At 34.4% G+C, this 22741-nt stretch carries 16 protein-coding genes and 1 pseudogene; 11 read left to right on the forward strand and 6 right to left on the reverse strand.

Annotation, left to right across the window (positions count from 1 at the left end; genetic code table 11):
- Positions 1-8: 8 nt before the first annotated feature.
- The 3 genes from F6K18_RS02885 to F6K18_RS02895 all read left to right on the forward strand — a co-directional run bounded on the left by F6K18_RS02885 (position 9) and on the right by F6K18_RS02895 (position 1371).
- Positions 9-176 carry a hypothetical protein gene (locus tag F6K18_RS02885; protein ID WP_287518480.1) on the forward strand — a complete coding sequence of 56 codons (168 nt, stop codon included), beginning with the start codon at positions 9-11 and terminating at the stop codon, positions 174-176.
- A gap of 388 nt (positions 177-564) precedes the next feature.
- Complete coding sequence (locus F6K18_RS02890) at positions 565-717, forward strand: hypothetical protein (RefSeq protein WP_287518481.1); 153 nt, start codon at positions 565-567, stop codon at positions 715-717.
- Positions 718-1203: 486 nt separating this feature from the next.
- Positions 1204-1371, forward strand: coding sequence for a hypothetical protein (locus F6K18_RS02895; RefSeq protein WP_287518484.1), 168 nt, complete (start codon positions 1204-1206; stop codon positions 1369-1371).
- A gap of 498 nt (positions 1372-1869) precedes the next feature.
- Here F6K18_RS02895 and F6K18_RS02900 read toward each other — a convergent pair whose 3' ends face one another.
- Positions 1870-4020 (reverse strand): heavy metal translocating P-type ATPase, encoded by a 2151-nt coding sequence (locus F6K18_RS02900; RefSeq protein ID WP_287518486.1) that lies wholly within the window; start codon positions 4018-4020, stop codon positions 1870-1872.
- Between the two features lie 1092 nt (positions 4021-5112).
- On the opposite strand from F6K18_RS02900, the gene F6K18_RS02905 reads away from it, so the two are divergent.
- On the forward strand, positions 5113-5292 hold the full coding sequence (locus tag F6K18_RS02905) for a hypothetical protein (RefSeq protein ID WP_287518487.1): 180 nt from the start codon (positions 5113-5115) through the stop codon (positions 5290-5292).
- A 167-nt stretch (positions 5293-5459) separates the two neighbouring features.
- On the opposite strand, the gene F6K18_RS02910 is transcribed toward F6K18_RS02905, so the two are convergent.
- Together F6K18_RS02910 and F6K18_RS02915 are read right to left on the reverse strand one after the other, a co-directional pair.
- Positions 5460-5891 (reverse strand): NUDIX domain-containing protein, encoded by a 432-nt coding sequence (locus F6K18_RS02910; protein ID WP_287518488.1) that lies wholly within the window; start codon positions 5889-5891, stop codon positions 5460-5462.
- 1152 nt (positions 5892-7043) lie between these two features.
- Positions 7044-7706 (reverse strand): ureidoglycolate lyase, encoded by a 663-nt coding sequence (locus F6K18_RS02915; protein WP_124145749.1) that lies wholly within the window; start codon positions 7704-7706, stop codon positions 7044-7046.
- A 1035-nt stretch (positions 7707-8741) separates the two neighbouring features.
- Between F6K18_RS02915 and F6K18_RS02920 the strand changes: the two genes are divergently transcribed.
- The 5 genes from F6K18_RS02920 (at position 8742) to F6K18_RS02940 (ending at position 17590) form a co-directional block, all read left to right on the forward strand.
- Positions 8742-12536, forward strand: a complete 3795-nt coding sequence (locus tag F6K18_RS02920) for a tetratricopeptide repeat protein (protein WP_287518489.1) — start codon at positions 8742-8744, stop codon at positions 12534-12536.
- 11 nt (positions 12537-12547) lie between these two features.
- Positions 12548-13282, forward strand: a complete 735-nt coding sequence (locus F6K18_RS02925; protein WP_287518490.1) for a CatB-related O-acetyltransferase — start codon at positions 12548-12550, stop codon at positions 13280-13282.
- Positions 13283-14062 carry a sulfotransferase family 2 domain-containing protein gene (locus F6K18_RS02930; RefSeq protein ID WP_287518492.1) on the forward strand — a complete coding sequence of 260 codons (780 nt, stop codon included), beginning with the start codon at positions 13283-13285 and terminating at the stop codon, positions 14060-14062.
- 365 nt (positions 14063-14427) lie between these two features.
- On the forward strand, positions 14428-15033 hold the full coding sequence (locus F6K18_RS02935; protein ID WP_287518494.1) for an acyltransferase: 606 nt from the start codon (positions 14428-14430) through the stop codon (positions 15031-15033).
- Between the two features lie 79 nt (positions 15034-15112).
- Entirely contained in the window at positions 15113-17590 is a 2478-nt protein-coding gene (locus tag F6K18_RS02940) for a glycosyltransferase (RefSeq protein ID WP_287518496.1), read from the forward strand.
- Between the two features lie 95 nt (positions 17591-17685).
- On the opposite strand, the gene F6K18_RS02945 is transcribed toward F6K18_RS02940, so the two are convergent.
- The 3 genes and pseudogenes from F6K18_RS02945 to F6K18_RS02955 all read right to left on the reverse strand — a co-directional run bounded on the left by F6K18_RS02945 (position 17686) and on the right by F6K18_RS02955 (position 21493).
- A complete protein-coding gene (locus F6K18_RS02945; RefSeq protein ID WP_287518498.1) occupies positions 17686-20010 on the reverse strand; it encodes an Ig-like domain-containing protein in 2325 nt (774 codons plus the stop codon).
- 564 nt (positions 20011-20574) lie between these two features.
- A pseudogene (locus tag F6K18_RS02950) lies at positions 20575-21081 on the reverse strand (DUF4347 domain-containing protein).
- 202 nt (positions 21082-21283) lie between these two features.
- Positions 21284-21493 (reverse strand): hypothetical protein, encoded by a 210-nt coding sequence (locus F6K18_RS02955; protein WP_287518500.1) that lies wholly within the window; start codon positions 21491-21493, stop codon positions 21284-21286.
- A gap of 138 nt (positions 21494-21631) precedes the next feature.
- Between F6K18_RS02955 and F6K18_RS02960 the strand changes: the two genes are divergently transcribed.
- The gene (locus F6K18_RS02960) at positions 21632-22594 is read left to right on the forward strand and encodes an aldo/keto reductase (protein WP_287518750.1); all 963 of its coding nucleotides are present in this window, start codon (positions 21632-21634) and stop codon (positions 22592-22594) included.
- A complete protein-coding gene (locus tag F6K18_RS02965; protein WP_287518502.1) occupies positions 22591-22719 on the forward strand; it encodes a hypothetical protein in 129 nt (42 codons plus the stop codon). The genes F6K18_RS02960 and F6K18_RS02965 overlap by 4 nt, the downstream gene beginning before the upstream one ends.
- Positions 22720-22741 lie beyond the last annotated feature (22 nt).

Raw genomic sequence — 22741 nt, forward strand, 5'->3', positions numbered from 1 at the left:
TGACTTGGATGCAGAATGGGCAAATTCTTTACTACTTAGGTTCTGCTATTCTTGGAATTATTTTGCTGATTATTTATCCCAGATTATTTCCATCCGGGTTTCCTAAATTGGTAGAGAAAATTCAAGATATATTTCCAGCTCCACAAGTAGAAAAAGAATTCGATAAAAATCGGTAATATTATGTCTAATACCAATTTGATAAGTATTTGCTACAAATAACTAGGTGATTTCTTAGGAGTCAACCCACCCTTAATCCCTCCCAGGAGGGGAAGTCAGGAGGAGTGATTCACAATGAATGGCCTTGATACTATTTATTAGGTCATAATTTATCTTTTTAGTCCAAGGGGTATCTTGTACACTTGTCTTTTAACTACCCTGATTATTCGTAACATTCTTTTTCCAAATTGGTATAATTACAGCGTTTTTCAGATTAATAAATCACATAGTTCAGTAGTAGACTATTTCATCTAAAATAGTGCATTAGAGGAGTAGGGGAGTAGGGGAGTAGGAGAGTAGGGGAGAAAGATTTTTGTTGGGTTTTGTCCCTCAACCCAACCTACATCTATGACTCAAAAAATTGTTAATGACCAAAGTAGGAAAATTGAAAATCAAGGTGGAAATGTTTCGGGGAATGTGTTGGGTGATGAGAGTAATATCGCGGCTAAAGTCACAGGAAATTCTCCTCAACTAGAAAAAGATAAACTCAAGAAATTTTGATTTTTAGAGGCTGAAAAAATTCTCAACGACCAGAGTCGGAAAATTGAAAGTCAAGATGGAAATCTGATGGGTAATGTATTGGGTGATAAGAGTAATATCACAGCTAAAGTCACAGGAAATTCTCCTCAACCAGAAAAAGATAAACTCAAGAAATTTTGATTTTTAGAGGCTGAAAAAATTCTCAATGACCAAAGTCAGAAAATTGAAAATCTGATGGGGAATATATTGGGTTATCAGAGTCATATCGCGGCTAAAGTCACAGGAAATTCTCCTCAACCAGAAAAAGATAAACTCAAGAAATTTTGATTTTTAGAGGCTGAAAAAATTCTCAACGACCAAAGTCGGAAAATTGAAAGTCAAGATGGAAATATGATGGGAAATGTATTGGGTGATCGGAGTAATATCGCAGCTAAAGTCACAGGAAATTCTCCTCAACCAGAAAAAGATAAACTCAAGAAATTTTGATTTTTAGATTTCTTGACTTGGATGCAGAATGGGCAAATTCTTTACTACTTAGGTTCTGCTATTCTTGGAGTTATTTTGCTGATTATTTATCCTAAGTTATTTCCATCTGGGTTTCCTAAATTGGTAGAAAAAATTCAAGATATATTTCCAGTTCCGCAAGTAGAAAAAGAATTCGATAAAAAGCAGTAATATTATGTCTGATTACCGAATAATTAATAATTCAATAATTCAATAATTCAGGTTTAAAGCTTCCCCTTGAAAGGGGAAAAAAATAAATTTTTTCCTTTTATTCAATCCTATCCTTTTTAGGGAGAGGTAATTATCAATTATCCATTATCAATTATCAAAAGCGTTTTTCAGGTTCATCAATTTGAAAAGTACTGTAAGGGTAGGTTAAGTTGAGGAACGTAGCGCCAGCTTATATCAAATCCGGTAGCATTAGTATAATTAAATAGGGCTTGCTGAATAAATATGAAAGTATTGACTGATATTGGTTTTAGCATTTTAGAGTTGAAAAAAAGTACCAGCTTTTCGGTGGAAAAATTTCAAAAAGCTATTATTTTGGGATGATTATGGCAGAAAAAATGAGGATTATTTTTGGCAAGATAATCACAAATTTCATTAATGTCTTTAATTGCATCCTCAGAAAATTGATACTTTGCCAATCGAAAGTTAGATTTTTAACTTTTAACTTTTAACTTTTGAATTTTGACTTTTGACTTTTGCATTTATAACTTCTCTTACTTTTGACTTTTGACTTTTGACTTTTGCATTTATAACTTCTCTTACTTTTGACTTTTGACTTTTGACTTTTGCATTTATAACTTCTCTTACTTTTGACTTTTGACTTTTGACTTTTGCATTTATAACTTCTCTTACTTTTGACTTTTGACTTTTGACTTTTGCATTCATAGATGCTCGACTAGAATTAAAAATAGCAATTAACGCCACACCAACATCTGCAAATACCGCTTCCCAAATATTTGCCAACCCTGCTATTCCCAACAAAATAAACAACCCCTTTACTCCTATGGCAAAACCAATATTTTGCCAAACAATGCGACGCGTTTTCCTGCCAATTTGTATTGCTTCAGCAACCTTAGAAGGAGCATCGGTCATAATTACAACATCCGCAGTTTCAATTGCAGCATCCGAACCAATGCTACCCATTGCCATACCAACATCAGCACGAGCAATAACCGGAGCATCATTAATTCCATCACCAACAAAAGCAACTTTCCTATTATTCCGATATAGTAATTTTTCAATGGCATTAACTTTATCTTCTGGTAATAATTCAGCTTCATAACTATCTAAACCTAAATTTTCTGCCACCCGTTGAGCAACTGTTTGATTATCTCCCGTTAACATTACAGTTTTTTCCACACCCAAATTTTTCAAAGATTTAATTGCCCGAGCAGCATCTAATTTAATCTGGTCAGATATTACGATATAACCAACATATTTACTATCAACTGCTAAATGAACTGCAGTATCTCCAATATCACAAATATCGTGCTGAATATCTTCTAAATGTAACAGGCGATCGCCTCCCGCAATAACTGTTTTATTACCAACTTTTGCCTTAATTCCACACCCGGCAATTTCTTGATATTCTGAAACATCAGAATTATCAATTTTCCTAGAATTATATTTATAAACTGCTTGAGCAATAGGATGGTTTGATAAAGATTCAACCTTAGCTGCTACTTCGATTAAATATGGTTTAGTCAAGCCATTTTTTGTCACAATATCTGTCACTTGAAGTTTACCTTCTGTCAAAGTTCCAGTTTTATCAAAAACCACAGTTTTAATCCTAGCTAAATCATCTAAAAATGTAGAACCTTTAACTAATATTCCTCGTTTTGCCGCTCCACCAACTCCCCCAAAATAACCCAAAGGAATGCTAATTACTAATCCACAAGGACAGGAAACTACTAATACAATTAAAGCTCTATTTATCCAATCTGCATAAGTAGCATCAGAGATAAATAGAGGAGGCAGAAGAGCGATCGCTAAAGAAATAAAGACAACTATTGGGGTATAGTACCTGGCAAAAGTTGTCATAAATCTTTCAGTTTTAGATTTTTTAGTTTTGGCAGTTTCAACTAACTCTAGAATTCTGGAAATTGAAGATTCAGAAAATGGTTTAGTAACGTAAATAGTTAATACTCCCGTTTGGCTAACCATGCCTGCTAATATTGTTTGCCCAACTGTAAAATTTCTAGGTATTGATTCTCCAGTTAAAGCAGAAGTATCAACTTGGGAATTTCCAGAAATAATTTCACCATCTAAGGGGATTTTTTCTCCTGGTTTAACAACTATCTCACTACCAACTGCTACTGTTTCAGGAGAGACTTTTTGTAGAGAATCGTCAATTTTTAAATTTGCATAATCTGGACGAATTTCTAATAATGATTTGATAGAACTACGGGAACATTTTACAGAATATTCCTGGAATGTTTCGCCAATTTGATAAAACAACATAACTGCCACTGCTTCCGGCAATTTATGAATAGCGATCGCTGCTAATGTAGCTACAGTCATTAAAAGATTTTCATCAAATATTCTACCTTTCAAAATATTTTTTCCAGCGCTGGTCAGTACAGTCCAACCACTATATATATAGATAGGAATAAACACTATATATTGTCCTATTCCATAGGCACTATTTTGTAATTGTTTATAGAAAATTAAACCTAAAATATAGATGATAATAACTGGAAGTAGAGGTAAAATTTCCTGTTTTAAACTTGACTCTTGAATAGGTTGATTAGTATCAGTATGGTTTTCTTCATGGTGACAGCTACAACAATGAGAATGATTATGATTACTCATTTTTATTCTGCTCCTCAAGCAACACAATTTTTATTGTCAACATTATAATCAATTAAATTCAAAATTAACGTATATATTATTTCTATTTAATATCTTAGATCGTGTTTCTTTAAATAACCACTTCGGAAAAATTTAGGGAGTAGGGAGTAGGGAGCAAGAGGAAATTTGTTTACTCACTATGACAAACAGAAAAAATATTCTCTCTCCAGAGAAGAACATTTTTATTATGGCTAATTAATGATGCTTGATATTATAAATAAGGACCGAGTAGTTAGGTAGGAGAACCGTCGGATTGGCGACCTACAGTCAGGAGGGAAGAAGAAGGAAGTTTTTTATTGCCAATTAAACAAATATAATATTCAACTAAAATTAATAGAAAAAAATTATAGAAAACAGGAAGGAAGAGTGAAAAATCCAAAAATGCTCGAAAAGATTGTTATATCATGTCCGGATGATTAAGTATAATAAAAATATTTTCCTCTCAATGTTTAAGAAATATCCCAAATTTCCACTCCGTTTCAAGTCTTCCCTCTTGAATTTACACCTAACACCTACAACCTATAACCTACAACCTACAAACTGTATAATCACTAATTAAGCGGACATGATATTAGTAGTTTACAAGTAGTGATTTCCCCCAAAATAAACATAGTTTATAAGCAACTAAAAAAAATATTGACCTACTCCAATTCTATATAATGTTTACAATATAAGTAACTTAGTATTAAAAAATGTGTAATTAATTTTGTGTACCTGCTTAAATACTATTCCAATATAATTCCAATATATAGCAATTCTCAAAAAGCGTAAGGTAAAAAATTCGTTTGTTTTAGGGAACAGGGAATAGGGAATAGGATAGAAAAAAGATAGGTGTACCTCATTAGTCTGAGAAACGCTATATGATAATATCATGTCCGTACTATATCGTTTGTGTAAACCCAAGAGTAAATATTTACAGGAAATTTAAGTTTTTTTCTTGCTCAATAGTCTTCCTTCCTCTTCCCTCTTCCGTTTACCGAATAATTAAGGTAAAAATCCTCTCATAAACAAGGAGAAACAAGCGGTCGTTAGCGCAGCTTCCCGTAGGGTGGGATGGCGATCTTCGGAGCGGGTCTGCAAGAACGGGTCTCCTCGCCATATCCAATCGACCAAGAGAGAAAAAATTTTCCGGCGTTGCTGAAGCACGTGTATGGTATTAATTTTAATTCTTTAGGAGTCAGGAGTCAGTCCTCAGGAGTCAGGAAGGAAGAAAGAATAAGAAACCCCGAGTAAAAGGAGAAAGTTTTTTGCTCGCCCTCTTATCCGGACAAGATATCATACCTCAAATCAGCAACGCCAATTTTCCTTTTATTCAATCCTCTTCCTTTTAGGGAGAGGTAATTATCAATTATCAATTATCCATTATCCATTATTGAACCTCTTCCCTCTTCCTTTCAAATTTACACCAAACCTGCTGCTTGTAATGCTGCCCAAACTCTATTTGAACACATCTGCGGTGTCAGAGTCGCGATCGCCAACCACTGAATACCCAAAGGTCCTACTTCTGGATCGTCACTACTAAGATTAGTTGGTTTCGGTTCCACCCTACACTGATAGATAATATTTAAACTATGAAGTACCTTCCCCTCCCCTTGAGGAAAAAAATTCTCTGCTATTGTTAGCAGTCGCTCTACTTGAAAATCAGTAATTCCTGTTTCTTCTCTAATTTCCCGCGCTAGTCCCTCCATCAGGGTCTCTTGTGGTTGCAGTCCCCCTCCTGGTAAGTCCCAACAATTAGGTTCTGGGTCTGTCATTTGATGCAACAACAAAACTTGATTGTCTGCGACGAATAACCCCAATACTGCTACTCTCAATCTTACTTCTGTTTGCATTTATTTTAATTAAAATTAACTCAACCTCTTTCAGATATTAAGTTGAAGTCTAGTTATTTAGCAATTGTATTTGAGCTGATAAAAATGCGATCGCTCTAGTCACATAGAACTCATTTGAGATTTATTTAAAAAGAGATGGAGAGTTAGGGAGATGGGGAGTATTTTTCCACCTTTTTCCTTTATGCTTTCCCCTGATCTCCTGACTCGGTCCTCAGTCCTCCTGACTCCTAGTCAAAAAACGCCGGTCCCAGACATTGATACCATTTGAGATGTATATTCATTTTTAGTTGGACAATATGTAATCTTAAAGACTTTCACAAAAAAGTTTTCAGATATTTTAAATATTAATAAACTTATTACTAAGTAGTTATACTTGGATTTATCTCATTTATCTATATTAAAAACAATAATTATACTCTTTTCTCTGAGATTAAAAGTTCATCAGAACTGCTCAACAACTTTTAGGCCAGATACAACCTCTGAAAAAACATCATCAAGAATCCTCATAGCTGAATATATAAGATCGAATTCTCTACATCAACATTCAAATATATAACTTTTTTTTATGATTTATATTTTTATAGTCTTTATTTGGTTATATTTTAGATATTTGTAGAAAAACTTTAGCGGTCTGTTTCTCAAAAAAATGATTTATGTTAGGATTAGTATATGGTATTAATTACCAATAAAAATTGGAAATGTATACTAGGGCGCATTTTGTTAAGAGACAGGCAATAAATGGTTGATGGCATCGGATTAACCCAACTGGTAGTTCCAGGTTTCACCCTATTGAGGTACTAAATTAGGAGATGTCATGATCTTGAAAACAATAATAAGAGTATTAGAGAGAAAAAAATTACAGCTAGGGGGTATCCATAATGATAGACTTTGATGGGTTTTACATTTTACTAACAGCTACAGTTTATTTGGGATTAATTTACTTAGCATTGAGCTGGATTCCAAATAGAATTAAGAAACTTGGCTAGAGATTAGAGGGTTATCAGATAGGGGATCGAGGTAAAAACTTTATTCTAATAAATATGATTATTGGAGCGATCGCCTATTAACCCCACCTTTTTCAAGCAAAATATTTTCATTAGTCTGACCGATAATATTAAGAAAAGTAACTAAGTCAAAATACTTATTATAAAATTAATTATCTAATTTTTTTAAGGGTACAGAAAGAAACAAACCAAACTCTTGAGCAATATTACAACTAACTCTGGCATGAACCTTGCCTTGGCAATCATAAAAACTAGCTTCTGAAGTTAGTGGAAAAATTCCTTCGTGCCAAATATTAGGATGTATATATAGTCCCCGAGTGCCATCAAAATAAAAAGCTTTAAAATCTTCTGGTTTCACATCATCACCAGGTAAAGCTAAAGGTACAACAAATGGCGAACTATTCAGAGGGAAAAATAATTGCCCACTGTCTGGATGATAATTTGTATGCCATAACAAAACACAAGAACGATCTAATTTTTCCTGGGGAATTTTTTGAGCTTCCCCAGGATTTTTTGACCAACCAAATAAATATTGATCGTTCACCGCTTGATTTCTACCATACAAAAAATCTCCTTCCCACCACACATCAAAATTACCTGCAGTAGTACCACCTTGATTACCTGTATCTACATCTATCGAACGCCAACCTTGAGCAGGCCAAGTAACAATTTCAATGGGAAAATTTCGATAATCATCTACCAGTTGTCCATAACCTTTGAGTGACTCAGGTGTAGCGATGACAATTGGCAGTTTGTACCAAGGCAGTTCCAGGGGTACATCAGGAGAAAGATAATCAATTGGTTGTATCATTGGTTAAAAATATTACAGCGCTTTTATATGAGACTAAAATGCCTCTATCATTGACTTAGCAGAGTTCTGTCAACTAGATAATTGTGTTTCAACAAACAGCCATTTCTACATTTGCTTCCCGTTGTCTTTTGCAAATCTCTTAACAGTTTTGTTCTGATTCTAGTATAACTATCTTTTTTGAATTTGGTATAATTAATCCTATCTAACTACTGTTCGATCATCCTACCTATGGCAAAATACAGCATTTTGCAGAACTATTAGGTTAAATAGTAAGAATATTAAATGAATGGAGAAAGTTTTTAACAATTTATCCAAGAAGAATTAGGTCTCAAATGATCGCCTGGAGCGGTAGTAGATTAGTTCTCTCTCGCATATTTACAGTTCAAACCCTCTAAAATAAGCCTGAATCAACCACCCATATAAAAATTGGGCGTTGCTGAATAAATGTATGATTTTACAGGAAGACCGAGGACTGAGTCAGGAGGACCGAGTCACCACAGTAGGTAGAAACAAGTTTTTCGGTGATTAAATTAGGAAGAAATAGGTATAATTTGCAGTATTGTTTTGGCTGAAAATTTACCACTAGTTGAATTTCATACCTCAAATCAGCAACGCCAAAAATTGTAAATAAGTGTATCTATCTCCCTATTGACCAGAATTTAATCCCATCAAGCATCTACGTTAGGAACTAAAAGCATTTATCCGCAGATTTGTTCCCATAAACTTTGAAGCAGTAACCAAGTTGTCAGAATTATACCATGTCCGGATGATTAAGTATAATAAAAATGTTCTATTGAAGTTATCTGGAAGGAAGATCCCAAATTTGTGCTCGGTTTCCAGTGTTAGAGCTTGAATTTACACCTACGACCTACCACCTAAGAACTTTAGTATAACTAATTAAACGAAGATGATATTAGGTATTCAGTTGTGTTCCTTTGAGCAAATAAAATTTTTTTTACTCACTTTTGTTACTGTACTGATTATCTCTGCAAATAGCTGTATTACTGATGTATATATATCAGACAGGAGTAGGTAATGGAGGAAACTTCAAAAAAAATTGTCTCGCCCACTAAACAGCAAAAAATGAATGTTAAACAGGCAAAAATTTATTTCAGCTTAGGTAAAGCTTTAGCAAAAAAGAGAGAATGGAAAGAGGCGATCACTGCTTATCGTCAAGCAATTGAAAGAGAACAAAATTTTGCAGATGCTTACCACTTTTTAGGTGATGCTTTGGTAGAAACAGGAGATCAAACAGAAGCAATAAATGTTTATAAAAAAGCAGTTGAAATCAACCCAGAATTGTGGGAAGTATATCATAAACTAGGGAATTTGTTGCCAGAAATAGGAGAGTTAGAAGAGGCGATTATTAATTATCATAAATCTATAGAATTAAAGTCAGATTTTTGTTGGTCTTATAATAACTTGGGAGATGTTTTAGTTAAGTTAGAAAAGTGGGAAGAGGCGGTTAGTGCTTATCGTCGAGCAATAGAATTAAATCCTGACTTTGCTTGGACTTATGATAATTTAGGGGATGTATTGGTAAAGTTGGGGAATTGGGAAGAGGCGATCGCTACTTATCGTCAATTCATGGAAATTCAACCTAATTTTTCCTCGACTTTAGGGGAAAAATTAAATCAAGCATTGCATCAGCAAGTTAAAGGAAGATTAGAGCAAGCATTAAGTTGTTATCGACAAGCGATTGAGAAAGACCCGACAGATGTAGAAAGTTATCAAAAGGCATTAGAAATTAAGCCTGATGATGCTGAATTGTATATAGGTTTAGGAAATGCTTGGTATGATAAGAGGGAGTATCAAAAAGCTTTTGATGCTTATCAAAAGGCACTTCAAATTCAACCTAATTTAGTTAAAATAGAGGAAAATGCAATTGTATTTGCAGCTTGCCAACAAGCACTAAAAATACATTCAGGTGTTTTGAAGATAGAGGTAGAGAATTCAAAATTAAGTCATACTGAAAAAACTACAGAAAACTGGCAAAAATACAGAAATTTAGCTCAAGAAAAAATCGCAACTGAGAACCAAGAAGAAACAGTGGCTATTGATGAAAAACTTATTAGTTTAATTTATGAAGAATGTATAGGAAATTGTATTAAAGGTTGGATATTTAAACAGCAAGGTTCAACCAAAATATTAACAATAAATCTATACATTGATCGTCGAAAAATCAGCAAAATTATTTGTAATGATTATAATAAATCGAAAATCAATGATCTAGAAAAAAGTAAATATGGTTTTGAATTTACTATACCTGATGAATATTTGGATGGAAAAGAGCATAAGTTAGAAATAAAAAGTTTAGATAATCAACAAATAATATCCCAGAGAAATTTTAGTTTGCACATCAAGGGAAATATTGATTTTGCCGATCATACACGAATAGAAGGTTGGATAGTTGATATTAACTCACCTCAGAATAGTTTAGAACTAGATATTTATCTTAATGGCTTAAAGTATCAGTCAATTGTAGCCAATTTACAAAGAGATGATGTAGGAGAAATTTTTGATTTTTCTAAATTGGGCTTTTTTGTGAATTTATCTGAGGAAAGGTTGCAAGGCAGTGAAATAGTATTGACTTTAAAAGATTCTTATTTGCCAATCCTTAATACTCCCATTATGGTAATTTCACAAGAAGCAAAAACTCACACCATTTCACTATTGAACCAAAAAGTATCGGGATTTGATTTCTTAACAGATGGTGAAAAACAATGGCTCACTAAAGTCGTATTTCCGAATTTAAAGAATTTCACACGACATCAACAAGAAAATGAACAACAATTATTTAATGCCAAAACATATCACCAATTATCATTGTGGCGATCGGTAAAACAAGAGGCTCCATTAAATGTTATTGTCCCAGTATATAGAAATTTAAAAGTAACGCAACAATGTTTAGAAAGGGTAATTAAATCTCAGCGAAACCGTCCATATAAAATCACAGTAATTAATGACTGTAGTCCTGAACCAGAAATTCATACTTATTTAGATGAATTAGCTAATTCAGGTCAAATAAAATTGATTAAAAACGCTGAAAATGAAGGTTTTGTCAGGTCTGTTAATAATGGCATGATGTCCGATACAAACTCAGATGTTGTTTTGCTCAACTCAGATGCTTATGTAACAGATTATTGGCTAGACTATTTACGAGAAGCAGTCTATAAAGAGGATAGAATTGCTACATGTACACCTTTTAGCAATAATGCAACAATTTTTAGCTATCCTATTAATTGTCAAGAAACTGAAGATATACCTAAAGATTTGACTTTAGAAGAATTAGCTCAAATATGTCGGCAAGTTAATCAAAATGTGACGATTGAAGTTCCTTCAGGTCATGGTTTTTGTTTGTACATTCGCCGTGATGCTTTGAGAGAAGTTGGTTATTTTGATGCTGAAACATGGGGAAAAGGTTATGGAGAAGAAGTAGACTGGTGTCAACGCGCTCTAGATTTAGGTTGGCGACATATTGCAGCAACAGGAGTATTTATTCAGCACGTTGGCAGTCAATCTTTTGTTGGTGATAAGATTAATTTAATCAATCGTAGTATGAAATTAATTGCTGAAAAATATCCTGAATATGATTTAGTTATTCAAGAATTTATTAAATCAGATCCTTTTGCTACTGCACGGAGAAATATTGATTTAGAAAGGTTAAAACGTTGTGGCAATAGCTTGATTTTAATGATTAATCATAACTTAGGAGGTGGAACTGAAACACATTTGCAAGATTTAGTTTTTCTTTTAGAATCAGAAAATATAATTAGTCTAATTCTTAAGCCTGATTCTGAATCAAAAGATTGGGTGGAATTAACTTATCCAAAGTTAGATTTATTAGCAAGATATAATCTGAATAATGAGGCGAAAACTTTAATTCAAGATTTACAAAATTTAGGAGTATTTCATGTTCATATTCACCATACAATAGGTTTTTCTAAAAATTTTCTTGATAAATTATTGAAAGGGTTAGCTCTTAGCTATGACATTACTCTCCATGATTATGCCTCAATTTGTCCTAGAGTGACTCTGAGTCAGAAGGAAGGTAAATATTGTCAAGAACCACCTGTTAAAGTATGTGAATTATGTATTGAGGAACATGGTGCCCATAACAATCTACAAAAATTATATGAAGAAATAGACAGTATGGAAATCTGGCGTTCCAACTCAGAAAATTTATTAAAAACAGCCAGAAAAATCTTTGTTCCCAGCCAATATCTGGCTACAAGAATGAGCAAATATTTTCCTGAATTAGAGTTCACATTAAGATATCATCCTGAAGTAAGGCAAAGTGTTACTTTACGCTCTCAAAATGATGATAAATCAATTGTTAGAATAGGTTTGATCGGTGGTATATCAGAAATCAAAGGTCTAAATACTCTTTATAATTGTGCCAGTTATGCTGATAAAATTAAGCAGAACATTGAATTTATTGTCATTGGTACAACGGCAAAGAATAGTTTATTTGAAAAATTGTCAAATGTTATTATTTATGGATCTTATAAACCAGAAGAACTAAATGAGTTAATTAGTAAAAGTAAATTAGATTTTGCTGCCTTCTTTAGTACATGGCCAGAAACTTATTGCTATACTCTTAGTGAAGCATTAGAAAATGGTTTATATCCTTTTGCTTTTGATATAGGAGCAGTAGGTGAAAGGGTTCGCAAGCTAGGAGTAGGTTATTTAATTGAGCCAAATGTTAATGTTGCTTCTTTGGTTGAGGCATTATATAGTTTTGCTAGTCAATGTCGTGAGCAAGAAGATACTGTTAATATTGGCAACTATTATTCACAGTCATTCTTGAATAGTTATTATTTGTTCTAAAATAGATATTTATGAAAATTGAAATTACCAAAAAGTTAAAAACTAAACTTAGAGAATATGGAGTAGAAATATTACGTCCAAATACTTTTTTGTTGCCAAATTCCTGTTGGTTTGAACCTCCTTGTAGTGTGAAGTTTGCCAGTATTGAATACTCATTAGATTTAGGTGCTTTTAGTTATCAAGTTAGTGGTTTTTCCTTTGCTACTAGAATAGGTAGATATACATCCATAGGTGAAGATGTACAAATAGGAAGACAGGATCATCCCACTACATGGTTAAGCACAAGTCCCTTCCAATATCTACCAGAAAAATTGTTTGATGTAGGTCATTCTTTTGACGAGTCAACATCATATCATCAATATATTTCTCATTTTGTTGGAAAAGTTCCTGGAACTAAAGTTAAAATAACTAACATAGGTAATGATGTTTGGATAGGTCATGGAGCCTATGTTCGTGCTGGTGTTACTATAGGTAATGGTGCAATTGTTGCCGCTAGAGCTGTTGTTGTTAAAGATGTTCCAGCTTATGCTGTAGTTGCTGGTAACCCTGCTGTTGTGAAAAAATATAGGGTAGATGAAGAATTAATTCCTCGTTTGGAAGCTTTGCAGTGGTGGAATTTTTCTCCTTGGCAATTGGGAAAAATAGATTTTCAAGATATTAATAAAGCAGTTGAGCAAGTTGAAGAGTTAAAAAAGTATCAGGAAGCATACCAAACCAATAAAGTTTTTTTAGGGACTTTTAGATAGATGAAAATAATTTTTTTGCATATACCAAAAACTGCTGGTCAATCAGTCCATCAATTATTAATTAATTTTTTGGGAAAAGATAAAGTTTGTCCTGCTAGGGTAAACAATCAATTATTATCTTACTCAAAGCAAGAAATGGATAAATACCAAGCATTTTCAGGACATTTTGATTGGTGTATTTTTGATAACTTACCAGGTCCTAAGTTTACTTTTACTGTTTTAAGAGAACCTCGTGAGCGTATTTTGTCTTTTTATTTCTATCTGAGAAAAGAGGCGAATAAACTTAGTCAAGAAGAGTTAGAAGTAAGTGAAAAACAAGGTCTAAAGGCGGCTTTTACCCTTTCCCCTTATGATTATTTTGTAAATCCAAAAACATCTATTAGAAATTTTATAGATGATCATTATGATAACTTTTATACTTATTATTTTGCAGGTAGAAGTTATAATGGGCGTTCTAAATTAAAAAATCTTATCTTTGCTAAGACATTGAAAGATACAGAAGATGTTCTTAAATTAGCGTTAGAAAATATTTCCACTTTAGATAAAGTATATCATATTAATGATTGGCAAGATAGACTTGAAAAAGATTTATCAGAAATTACGTCTACAAAAAGTTTGAATTATCAAAATTACTTAGTTAATCAAAATAAAACTATAGAAGGTAAAGATAGACTAGAAAAATTGAAAGAGCTAGGAGCAGATAAAAATGTTATTCAACAAATAGAACAATTTTGTAAATTGGATAATTTACTTTATAAAAATTTTTTTCCTCTACATTAATGACGTCAAAAGGTATAGCAATCCTATTTTATTCGTGGCAAAAATTTGACTGCTTTTTAGGCAACAGGCAACAGGCCACAGGCCACAGGCCACAGGCAAGAGTTTCAACTTTTTTATTTACTTTCTCAACCCCAACCTCCCAGGAATACATCAAAAAATTGGGGATGCTCTACAACAACAAGCAAAATATGAAATCTAAATTTGTCAAAGATAAAATGCTCTTTAATTAGGAGTTAAGAAATCACCAAAGCCAGAAAAGTTATAATTGTAGCATAACTTTGGAGAAATGATATGAGATGTTGATGATGACTACTTAATATGTTGTTTGAAGCGTGAATTTGTAAGTTTTAGGAAAAGGCAACAAAATGATAGAGGTCTTAAACAAAGGACTTAGTAATAAAATATTGATTGATAGCGAAGTGGAATTAAATTCAAATGCTCAAATTATAATTTGTGGAAATAACAATTATTTAGAGATATGTAAAAATGTGAAAATCAATAAATCTATAGTTGAAATTAATGGTAATAAGTCTTCTATCATAATCAGAAAAAATTGTATTCTTGGAGGGGAATTCAGATGTTTAAATGATTCTACATCTATTAGCATAGGGGAAAATACAACTATGATGAGAGTTAGAATATTCTTACATGAATCTGGAAAAATAAGTATAGGAGATGATTGTATGTTTTCAGGTGATATTTATATGAATGTAAGTGATGTACATAGTATTCTAGATTTAGAATCTGGCAAAAGAATTAATCCACCTGAAAATATAGAAATAGGTAGTCATGTATGTATTTGTCAAGGCTGTACAATTTTAAAAGGAGTAACAATTGGTAGTAACTCTGTAATCGGAGCTAAATCCTTAGTTTCAAACAATGTTCCCCAAAACACTATAGTAGCAGGAGTTCCAGCAAAGATAGTGAAGGAAAATATAACTTGGGATAGAAAGCGATTACCATTCAATTAGTCTTGATTATTAGTTAAGTAAACCCTTGCAGTTCAAGAAATAACAAAAATTTTTTGCCATTATAATACCTAGCTATGCTATGAAATTTGAACCTACTTCTGCTGAATCTTATGATCAACTGGGAGAAACTCTCGCGAAAAAAGAACAATGGTCAGAAGCGATCGCCTCTTACCAAAACGCTCTCGAACTCAACCCCAACCTTCCAGGAATACATCAAAAAATCGGGGATGCTCTACAACAACAAGCAAAAGTAGAAAAAGCTAATCTGCTTAACTATTACAAACAGAAAATTCAACAAAACCCAGACGATCTACAAAGGTATTATCAAGCGTTAGAAATTTCTCCCAATGATGCCGAAATTTACCTGGGTTTAGGAAAAGCTTTTGCCAGAAAAGGATTCTTTGACCACTCTCAACTCGCCTATCAAAAAGTTCTCCAACTGCAACCAAACCATCCCTTAGCAGAAAGTTTTCAATCTGTTCCCTCCACCTTAATATCCCTATCCCCATCTCTCCCCCAAACTCCCAAACTAGACCAAGCAAAACAAACTCTTGATACTCTTAATCAAATCACTCTTGATAGTTTCCTCAATACCAACTCTCAACTAAATTTTCCCCTGGTTGAAAATCCAGAAATCAGCATCATTATTATTCTCTATAACCGAGCAGAAGTTACCTTAAGTTGCTTATACTCCCTTTTGAGAAACCCCTTTCAATCTTTTGAACTGATATTAGTTGATAACAACTCCACTGATACCACCCGTCAACTGCTACAACAGATAAACGGGGCAAAGATTATCCTCAATCATCAAAATCTGCACTATCTCCTGGGATGTAACCAAGGTAGCAAAATTGCCCAAGGAAACTATCTGCTATTTTTGAATAATGATGCTCAAATTCTCGGCAATAGCATCCCCTCCGCTCTCGACACAATTAAATCCTCAAATGATATTGGTGCAGTAGGTGGAAAACTCATCCTTCCCGATGGCACCCTCCAAGAAGCAGGAAGTATTATTTGGCAAGATGGAACTTGCTTAGGATATGGACGCGGAAACTCACCCAATTTACCAGAATATCAATTTAAACGTACTGTTGATTATTGTTCCGCAGCTTTTTTCTTAACTCGACGGGATTTATTTGTACAGTTAGGAGGGTTTGATGAAGATTATCAACCAGCTTATTTTGAGGAAACTGACTATTCTGTGCGACTGCAAAAATTAGGGAAAAAAATTATTTATGACCCGAATGTAAATATTCTCCATTATGAGTTTGCTAGTTCCAGTAATACAGGTTCCAGCAAACAGGCGATCGCTCTGATGGAAAAAAATCAAAAGATATTTCAACAAAAACACAAAGACTGGTTTTCGTCTCAATATTCTACTGAACTGAAGAATTTAATATTTGCTCGAACTCAAGCTAGAGAAAAACCAAAACGCATATTATTTATTGATGATAGAATTCCTCATCCTTGGTTAGGTTCGGGTTATACCCGCAGTCATTCTATTCTCTGTAGTCTTGTTAAATTAGGCTATTTTGTCACCCTTTATCCAGGAGACCTCAGTCATCTCGAAGATTGGTCAACTATTTATTGTAATATTCCCCAAACTGTTGAAGTTATGCGGGGATATGGGTTAATTATGTTAGAAGATTTTTTAAAAGAACGCAAAGGATATTATGATTTAGTTTTGATTAGTCGTCCCCATAATATTAAACATTTAAACTCTATTTTAGCTAAAGAAAATATTCTCAAATCAGCCAAAATTATTTATGATGCTGAAGCAATATTTAGTATTCGAGACTATGAATATAAACGTTTAAATCAAATTACTTTTACGGAAATAGAACGTCAAACAGCCATTAAAGAAGAAATTAAGCTAGCAAAAAATAGCCATCATATTATTACTGTTTCCTCCCAAGAACAACAACAGTTTATTGCACAAGGTTATACTAATGTCAGTTTATTAGGTCATTCTCTATCAATTAATCCTACTCCTAAAACTTTTGCAGAAAGAAAAAATTTACTGTTTGTTGGTTCAATATATGAAAAAGAATCTCCTAATGCTGACTCTATTTTATGGCTAACTTCGGAAATATTTCCGATGATTCAAGAGCAACTTGGTTTAACAGTGGAATTGATAATTATTGGGAATAATACTGTAGAAGAAATTGAACAAAAAGTAAATAATTTAAACAATCAATCAATCAAAATTTTAGGAAAAGTAGATGATTTAACACCATTTTATAATCAGGCGAGATTATTTGTAGCTCCCACTCGATATGCAGCAGGAATTCCTCATAAAGTACATGAAGCAGCAGCTTATGGTTTACCTATTGTGACTACATCTTTAATTGCTCAACAGTTAGGATGGAAAAATGAAACAGAATTATTAGTTGGTGATAATAATGTAGATTTTGCTCAACAATGTATCAAACTTTATCAAGATTCAGCTTTGTGGAATAAACTTAGAAAAAATGCCATGGCGCGAGTTGAAACTGAATGTTCTCCCGAATTTTTTTCAGAAACTTTAAAGTCTATCTTAAAATCTTTGGAAAATTAGATACGGGTAACTATTGGTCAATAGTTTTCAGCTAAAAAGGGATATCCATGAGCTTAATTAAAGTCAAAAGATATCCCTTTTTATATCAAATTAGACTACACTACAGTGTCTGAAAAAACTCCTATCAAGTATTCATCTTCTGCATTTCCTAACCCATAAACTAAATATCGATCTGGTGTGCCATCAGTATCATAATTCATCAAGAATTTATCGTCACGTCGCAAGGCAATTTCATCTATACCATCGCCATCCCAGTCACCTGAGAGATATTGGTCTTCTCCTGCACCAGTGCCATAAGGTAGATAGCGGTCTGTTGTACCATCACTGTCATCATCTAAGAACATTACGTTTCCACGCCGCAAAGCAATTTCATCTATGCCATCGCCATCCCAGTCACCTGAGAGATATTGGTCTTCTCCTGCACCAGTGCCATAAGGTAGATAGCGGTCTGTTGTACCATCACTGTCATCATCTAAGAACATTACGTTTCCACGCCGCAAAGCAATTTCATCTATGCCATCGCCATCCCAGTCACCTGAGAGATATTGGTCTTCTCCTGCACCAGTGCCATACAATAAGGTATCGTCTATCGTACCATCACTGTCGTTATCGAAGTGAATCGCATTTCCACGACGTACAGCAATTTCATCAGTACCATCACCATCCCAATCACCCACTAAATATTGGTCTTCTTCTGCACCGCTTCCATATATTAGGGTGCGGTCTGTTGTACCATCACTGTCATCATCAATAAGGATTTGATTTCCTCGTCGTATAGCTATAGTTTCTCCTGCGGTGGTAAAGTTCCAAGTATTTGTGTCAGAAATTCCTTGGTAATCATTTTCTGATGTATCTTGAAATGCACCTGAACTAATTTCTACATAATATTCAGTTAATGGATCGAGATTAGAGCTAGGATCAATAGTTACAGTATTAGCATTAATCTCAACTTGTGCTGAAGTAACATTAATGGTTTCAAAAACTTGGTCATTGAAAGCTTGTTTGATAACAATATCGCCATTAGTGCCTTTAACAATATCCTCATCAAATTGAATCTCTAAATTTGCCCCGACAGCAATGCTTGTCGCATCATCAGCAGGAGTGAAGGTAGTAACACTAGGAGCAGTAGTATCACTAGGAGCAGTAATATTTCCCCGATAAACCCCCAATCCATCAAAAGTATCTGTAGCAAGACCATACCACTCAGTTGATGGATCGAAAGCATCTGTTTCGTTAGTATCTCCACTGTTAATACTAGGTTTGCGACGCAAAGTGTTATTCTGAGTTGATACATTTCCACTACCCCACTCAGTACCAGGATCGGTTCCAACTTGTCCAATAACATCAAGAACAGTACCAGACTTTTTCAATACAATGGCATCATCACCATTAAAAAAGGTAGACGCGCTTGTTTGGTCTGCTTGTGCTAAAATGGTTGCATCAGCATCAACGTCAGCTAACACAAATACATCACCGCTAGCTACTGTTCCTGATAAATCAATACTCGTGCCAGGAGTTGTATTGCCATTACTGTAAAACTCTAGAGTATAGTCAGTTAAATCTATCGCGCTTCCCGTACCGTTATATAGCTCGATCGCTTTATTGTTGCTGCTACCTTCTACATATTCTGAGATAAATAAATCTGTGGGAGTTGCACTGGGATTTGTAACACTAATTTCAGATAATTCAACTATTGAGCGAGCATCGTCTGTTCGATCGCTTAAACTAATCTGGCTAGAATTGTCATAAGGCTGTAAACCAGAAGCATTAACCGCAGAATAATCTCGTAAATCGCCATCTAGTATTAGTTCGCCATCAGCAAATAGATAATATTTATTATCCTGACCTGATACTTCTAGATCGTAGTTGACTTGAGTAGTAGTAACAAAATCAACGACCTCAGCTTGGATGAGGGAATTAAAGCTAGCTGCATCTGCATTGGGGTCTATACCTTGTGCCCAAATCTGGTCTTCTTCAAAGCTAATTTCGATCGCTTCTGATGTATCTTCGCTAACCACACTGACACTGAAACCTGCCCGATCGTTTTTACCATCCCCATCTATATCTTCATTAGTATTTTGTTCATCTATTACTTGAAGAGTGAAGCTCAGGGTGTAGCCATTATCAGCATTGAGTTTAGGAAAATCATTTCTAACTTCAGAGAAACCAAACCCTACTAATGAGTAATTACTGTAACCTGCTGTATTATCGTTATTACTACCATCGGTCTGATTTGCTCCGCCGCCTGTAGTATTCAGAATTGTACCTGTATTTGTACCATTGACAAATTGTTCTGCATCACCAGACGAAAAAGGATTAGAAGCTAACCTCTTATCAAAATCAAACCAAGCACCATTAGTAGTTGCTTGACTATCATCTGGGGTAACAGTAGTGTTGTCGTACAGAATTGTTTTAGACATAAGTTTTTGTGAAGTTGTTTCAATAGTTAACTGGTAATTGCCACCCTCAACATAATTATAACTGTTTGTACCACTACCTTCAATAGTAGGATCGTAACTACTATTTCCAGAATCACTAATACCTAGATAGAATGTACCAGCATTTTCGGCAGTAAACTGACCGTATTCAGAGCCATCTGGTTCCCAGTTAAGTTGAGTACCATCAGCATCAAAAAGTTGTACTTGAGTGTCAGCAATGAAAGTATCAGATTCATCTCGCCTTTCTGGTAAGTTAAACCTGACTGTATCTCCAGGTTATAGTTCAAATTTGAACAAATCTACATCTAACTTTTGGAGAATGTTTGTATGATCATCTAATACCAAATTGATAAATGTTTGCTACAAATAGCTCGGGTATTTCTTAGAAGTCAACCCACCCCTAAACCAACCCACCCCTGCCCTTCCCAGGAAGGAAACTCAGTCGGACCGAGTCACACGGGAATGGTTTCAATACCAGTTTTTAGGTCATAAATTCTCTTTTCTGTCAAAGGGACATCTCCTGCACCTGCCTTTTAATCACACTTATTATTCGTAACATTCTTTTTTCATGCATGGTATAACTTCCAACTCCCAGTCACCACCCAAAGCAACATTACCAGTTGGCCTTGCCGAAGCAGCAATATTTGCACCTGTGAGTTGATGCAACTTTTCTAAAAATTCTGCACCAGCATCTCCTGCAGCTACATTACAACCATAAAGCAATATATTAGTAACTGACCAATTTTCTAACTCTTGAGCATAATCATTGTTTATAGTATTAATACTTAATTGACTATTGCCCAAATATAAACATCCCGGCACACCATGAGAAACTATATGAACAGTTTTTACTCCCTGGTTGCGAATTAAAGTTTATGTGATTTGTTTGATACTGTCGCGATATGTATCCAGGGTCACAATTTTAATCTTGGGATTTGTTCCACGAACAAGAATCTGATAGTCTTCTACAGTGGGATCTATAAATACAATAGATTTAGTGGCGATCGCGACAGTGGACTGAAAGTCTATCGCTCCTAATAATTTTGAAACCATATAATTTCTTACCTTTAAATATTTGTCTAACTGAAAATTTAATACTTATATATTAATCCTAACTTTTTTTAGCTTTTTATTGTTATAGTTACAAGTTGTTTGGGGTACTTTTTATTTTTTCAGTCAAATTGCTTTCGTGAATTTACTGAGGCTTATTTTAAAGAAATTGTAAAGTTTCAGTAATTACTTGAAAATTGTCTTTCTATATCAATAAATATACTGCAATCGGCAAAAATATATCTATACAAAAATATTTAGTCAAACCAAGTTTCTCAACAAGTAAAATTATGTAGTTAATTTTCTCTATAAAATATATAACCCATAGTATCCCAAATTCAATTTTAGTTCTTGACTTATTTAGTTCTTGACTTACAGCGGTTTTCATTTCGGCACAGTATGGGCGAATGGCCATATAGCCTGACGGCATGGGCTTCGCCTAACGCCCCTACAGGGTGTTAGTTATGACGATGTGGTTCATCAATCAGCAAAAGCGCTGTAATGCACAATCTGTTATAGCTATAATTAGACTCGGAATAATTAGGAGACAATGATGGAGAAGCGAACATTAGGTAACTCTGAAATTGAAATTACCCCAATCATTATGGGTACATGGCAAGCTGGAAAACGAGGATGGGCAGATATTGAAGATTCTGAAACTATCAAAGGAATAAGAGCGGCTGTTGATGCAGGTATCACCACAATTGATACTGCTGAAATTTATGGAGATGGTTACTCAGAAAGAATAGTTGCTCAAGCATTGGCAGATGTACGAGAACAAGTAATTTTAGCGACCAAAGTTTTTCCAAATCATCTCAAATATAACCAAGTAATAGAAGCTTGCGATCGCTCCCTCAAAAACCTGAAAACTGATTATATTGACCTCTATCAAATTCACTGGCCGTCTGGTGCATTTAATAGTGAAATTGTACCAATTGAAGAAACAATGAATGCTCTTAATAAACTTAAAAAAGAGGGTAAAATTCGAGCAATTGGTGTGTCTAATTTTTCTCGCGAACAAATAGCAGAAGCAGCTCAATATGGTCAGATTGATAGTACCCAACCACCCTATTCTTTATTCTGGCGAAAAATAGAAAAAGAAGAAATGCCTTACTGTGTTGAAAATAATATTTCTATTATTGCTTATTCTTCATTAGCACAGGGATTATTAACAGGTAAATTCGGACCAGACCACAAATTTGCTGAAGGGGATATTCGTGCTAAAAATAGACTATTTTATATCAAAGAAAACTACGAACGAGTGCAAACCGCTTTAGAAAAACTGCGTCCTATTGCAGAAAGTAAGCAGTGCAGTCTCGCTCAACTAGCGATCGCCTGGTTAATTGCTCAACCTCAGACAAACGCTATAGTTGGAGCAAGGAATGCCGAACAAGCTACTGCTAATGCGAAAGCTGGAGATGTTAAATTATCTGAGGATGAGCTAGCAGAAATTGATGCGATCGGACGAATAGTCACAGATACTTTAGACGATCGCCCTGTCATGTGGGATTTTTGAAGCAGGTTGTAGGCGATAGGAGATGGGGAGGGTGGGGAGTGTGGGAACCCACCCCTACTGCTACCAGGAGGGGAATATCGAGAAAGATTTGGCAATGGCGTATCGGTTGGAATATTTGTTTATAGTGAACCCGAGCTGATTTGATAT

It is taken from the genome of Okeania sp. SIO2C2, assembly GCF_010692625.1.
Classification (GTDB): Bacteria; Cyanobacteriota; Cyanobacteriia; order Cyanobacteriales; family Microcoleaceae; genus Okeania; species Okeania hirsuta.

Bases quoted from the DNA above. Each gene is read 5' to 3' on its own strand.
- F6K18_RS02885 (WP_287518480.1), top strand. From the start codon at position 9: ATGCAGAATGGGCAAATTCTTTACTACTTAGGTTCTGCTATTCTTGGA.
- F6K18_RS02890 (WP_287518481.1), top strand. From the start codon at position 565: ATGACTCAAAAAATTGTTAATGACCAAAGTAGGAAAATTGAAAATCAA.
- F6K18_RS02895 (WP_287518484.1), top strand. From the start codon at position 1,204: ATGCAGAATGGGCAAATTCTTTACTACTTAGGTTCTGCTATTCTTGGA.
- F6K18_RS02900 (WP_287518486.1), bottom strand. From the start codon at position 4,020: ATGAGTAATCATAATCATTCTCATTGTTGTAGCTGTCACCATGAAGAA.
- F6K18_RS02905 (WP_287518487.1), top strand. From the start codon at position 5,113: ATGGCGATCTTCGGAGCGGGTCTGCAAGAACGGGTCTCCTCGCCATAT.
- F6K18_RS02910 (WP_287518488.1), bottom strand. From the start codon at position 5,891: ATGCAAACAGAAGTAAGATTGAGAGTAGCAGTATTGGGGTTATTCGTC.
- F6K18_RS02915 (WP_124145749.1), bottom strand. From the start codon at position 7,706: ATGATACAACCAATTGATTATCTTTCTCCTGATGTACCCCTGGAACTG.
- F6K18_RS02920 (WP_287518489.1), top strand. From the start codon at position 8,742: ATGGAGGAAACTTCAAAAAAAATTGTCTCGCCCACTAAACAGCAAAAA.
- F6K18_RS02925 (WP_287518490.1), top strand. From the start codon at position 12,548: ATGAAAATTGAAATTACCAAAAAGTTAAAAACTAAACTTAGAGAATAT.
- F6K18_RS02930 (WP_287518492.1), top strand. From the start codon at position 13,283: ATGAAAATAATTTTTTTGCATATACCAAAAACTGCTGGTCAATCAGTC.
- F6K18_RS02935 (WP_287518494.1), top strand. From the start codon at position 14,428: ATGATAGAGGTCTTAAACAAAGGACTTAGTAATAAAATATTGATTGAT.
- F6K18_RS02940 (WP_287518496.1), top strand. From the start codon at position 15,113: ATGAAATTTGAACCTACTTCTGCTGAATCTTATGATCAACTGGGAGAA.
- F6K18_RS02945 (WP_287518498.1), bottom strand. From the start codon at position 20,010: ATGTCTAAAACAATTCTGTACGACAACACTACTGTTACCCCAGATGAT.
- F6K18_RS02955 (WP_287518500.1), bottom strand. From the start codon at position 21,493: ATGGCCATTCGCCCATACTGTGCCGAAATGAAAACCGCTGTAAGTCAA.
- F6K18_RS02960 (WP_287518750.1), top strand. From the start codon at position 21,632: ATGGAGAAGCGAACATTAGGTAACTCTGAAATTGAAATTACCCCAATC.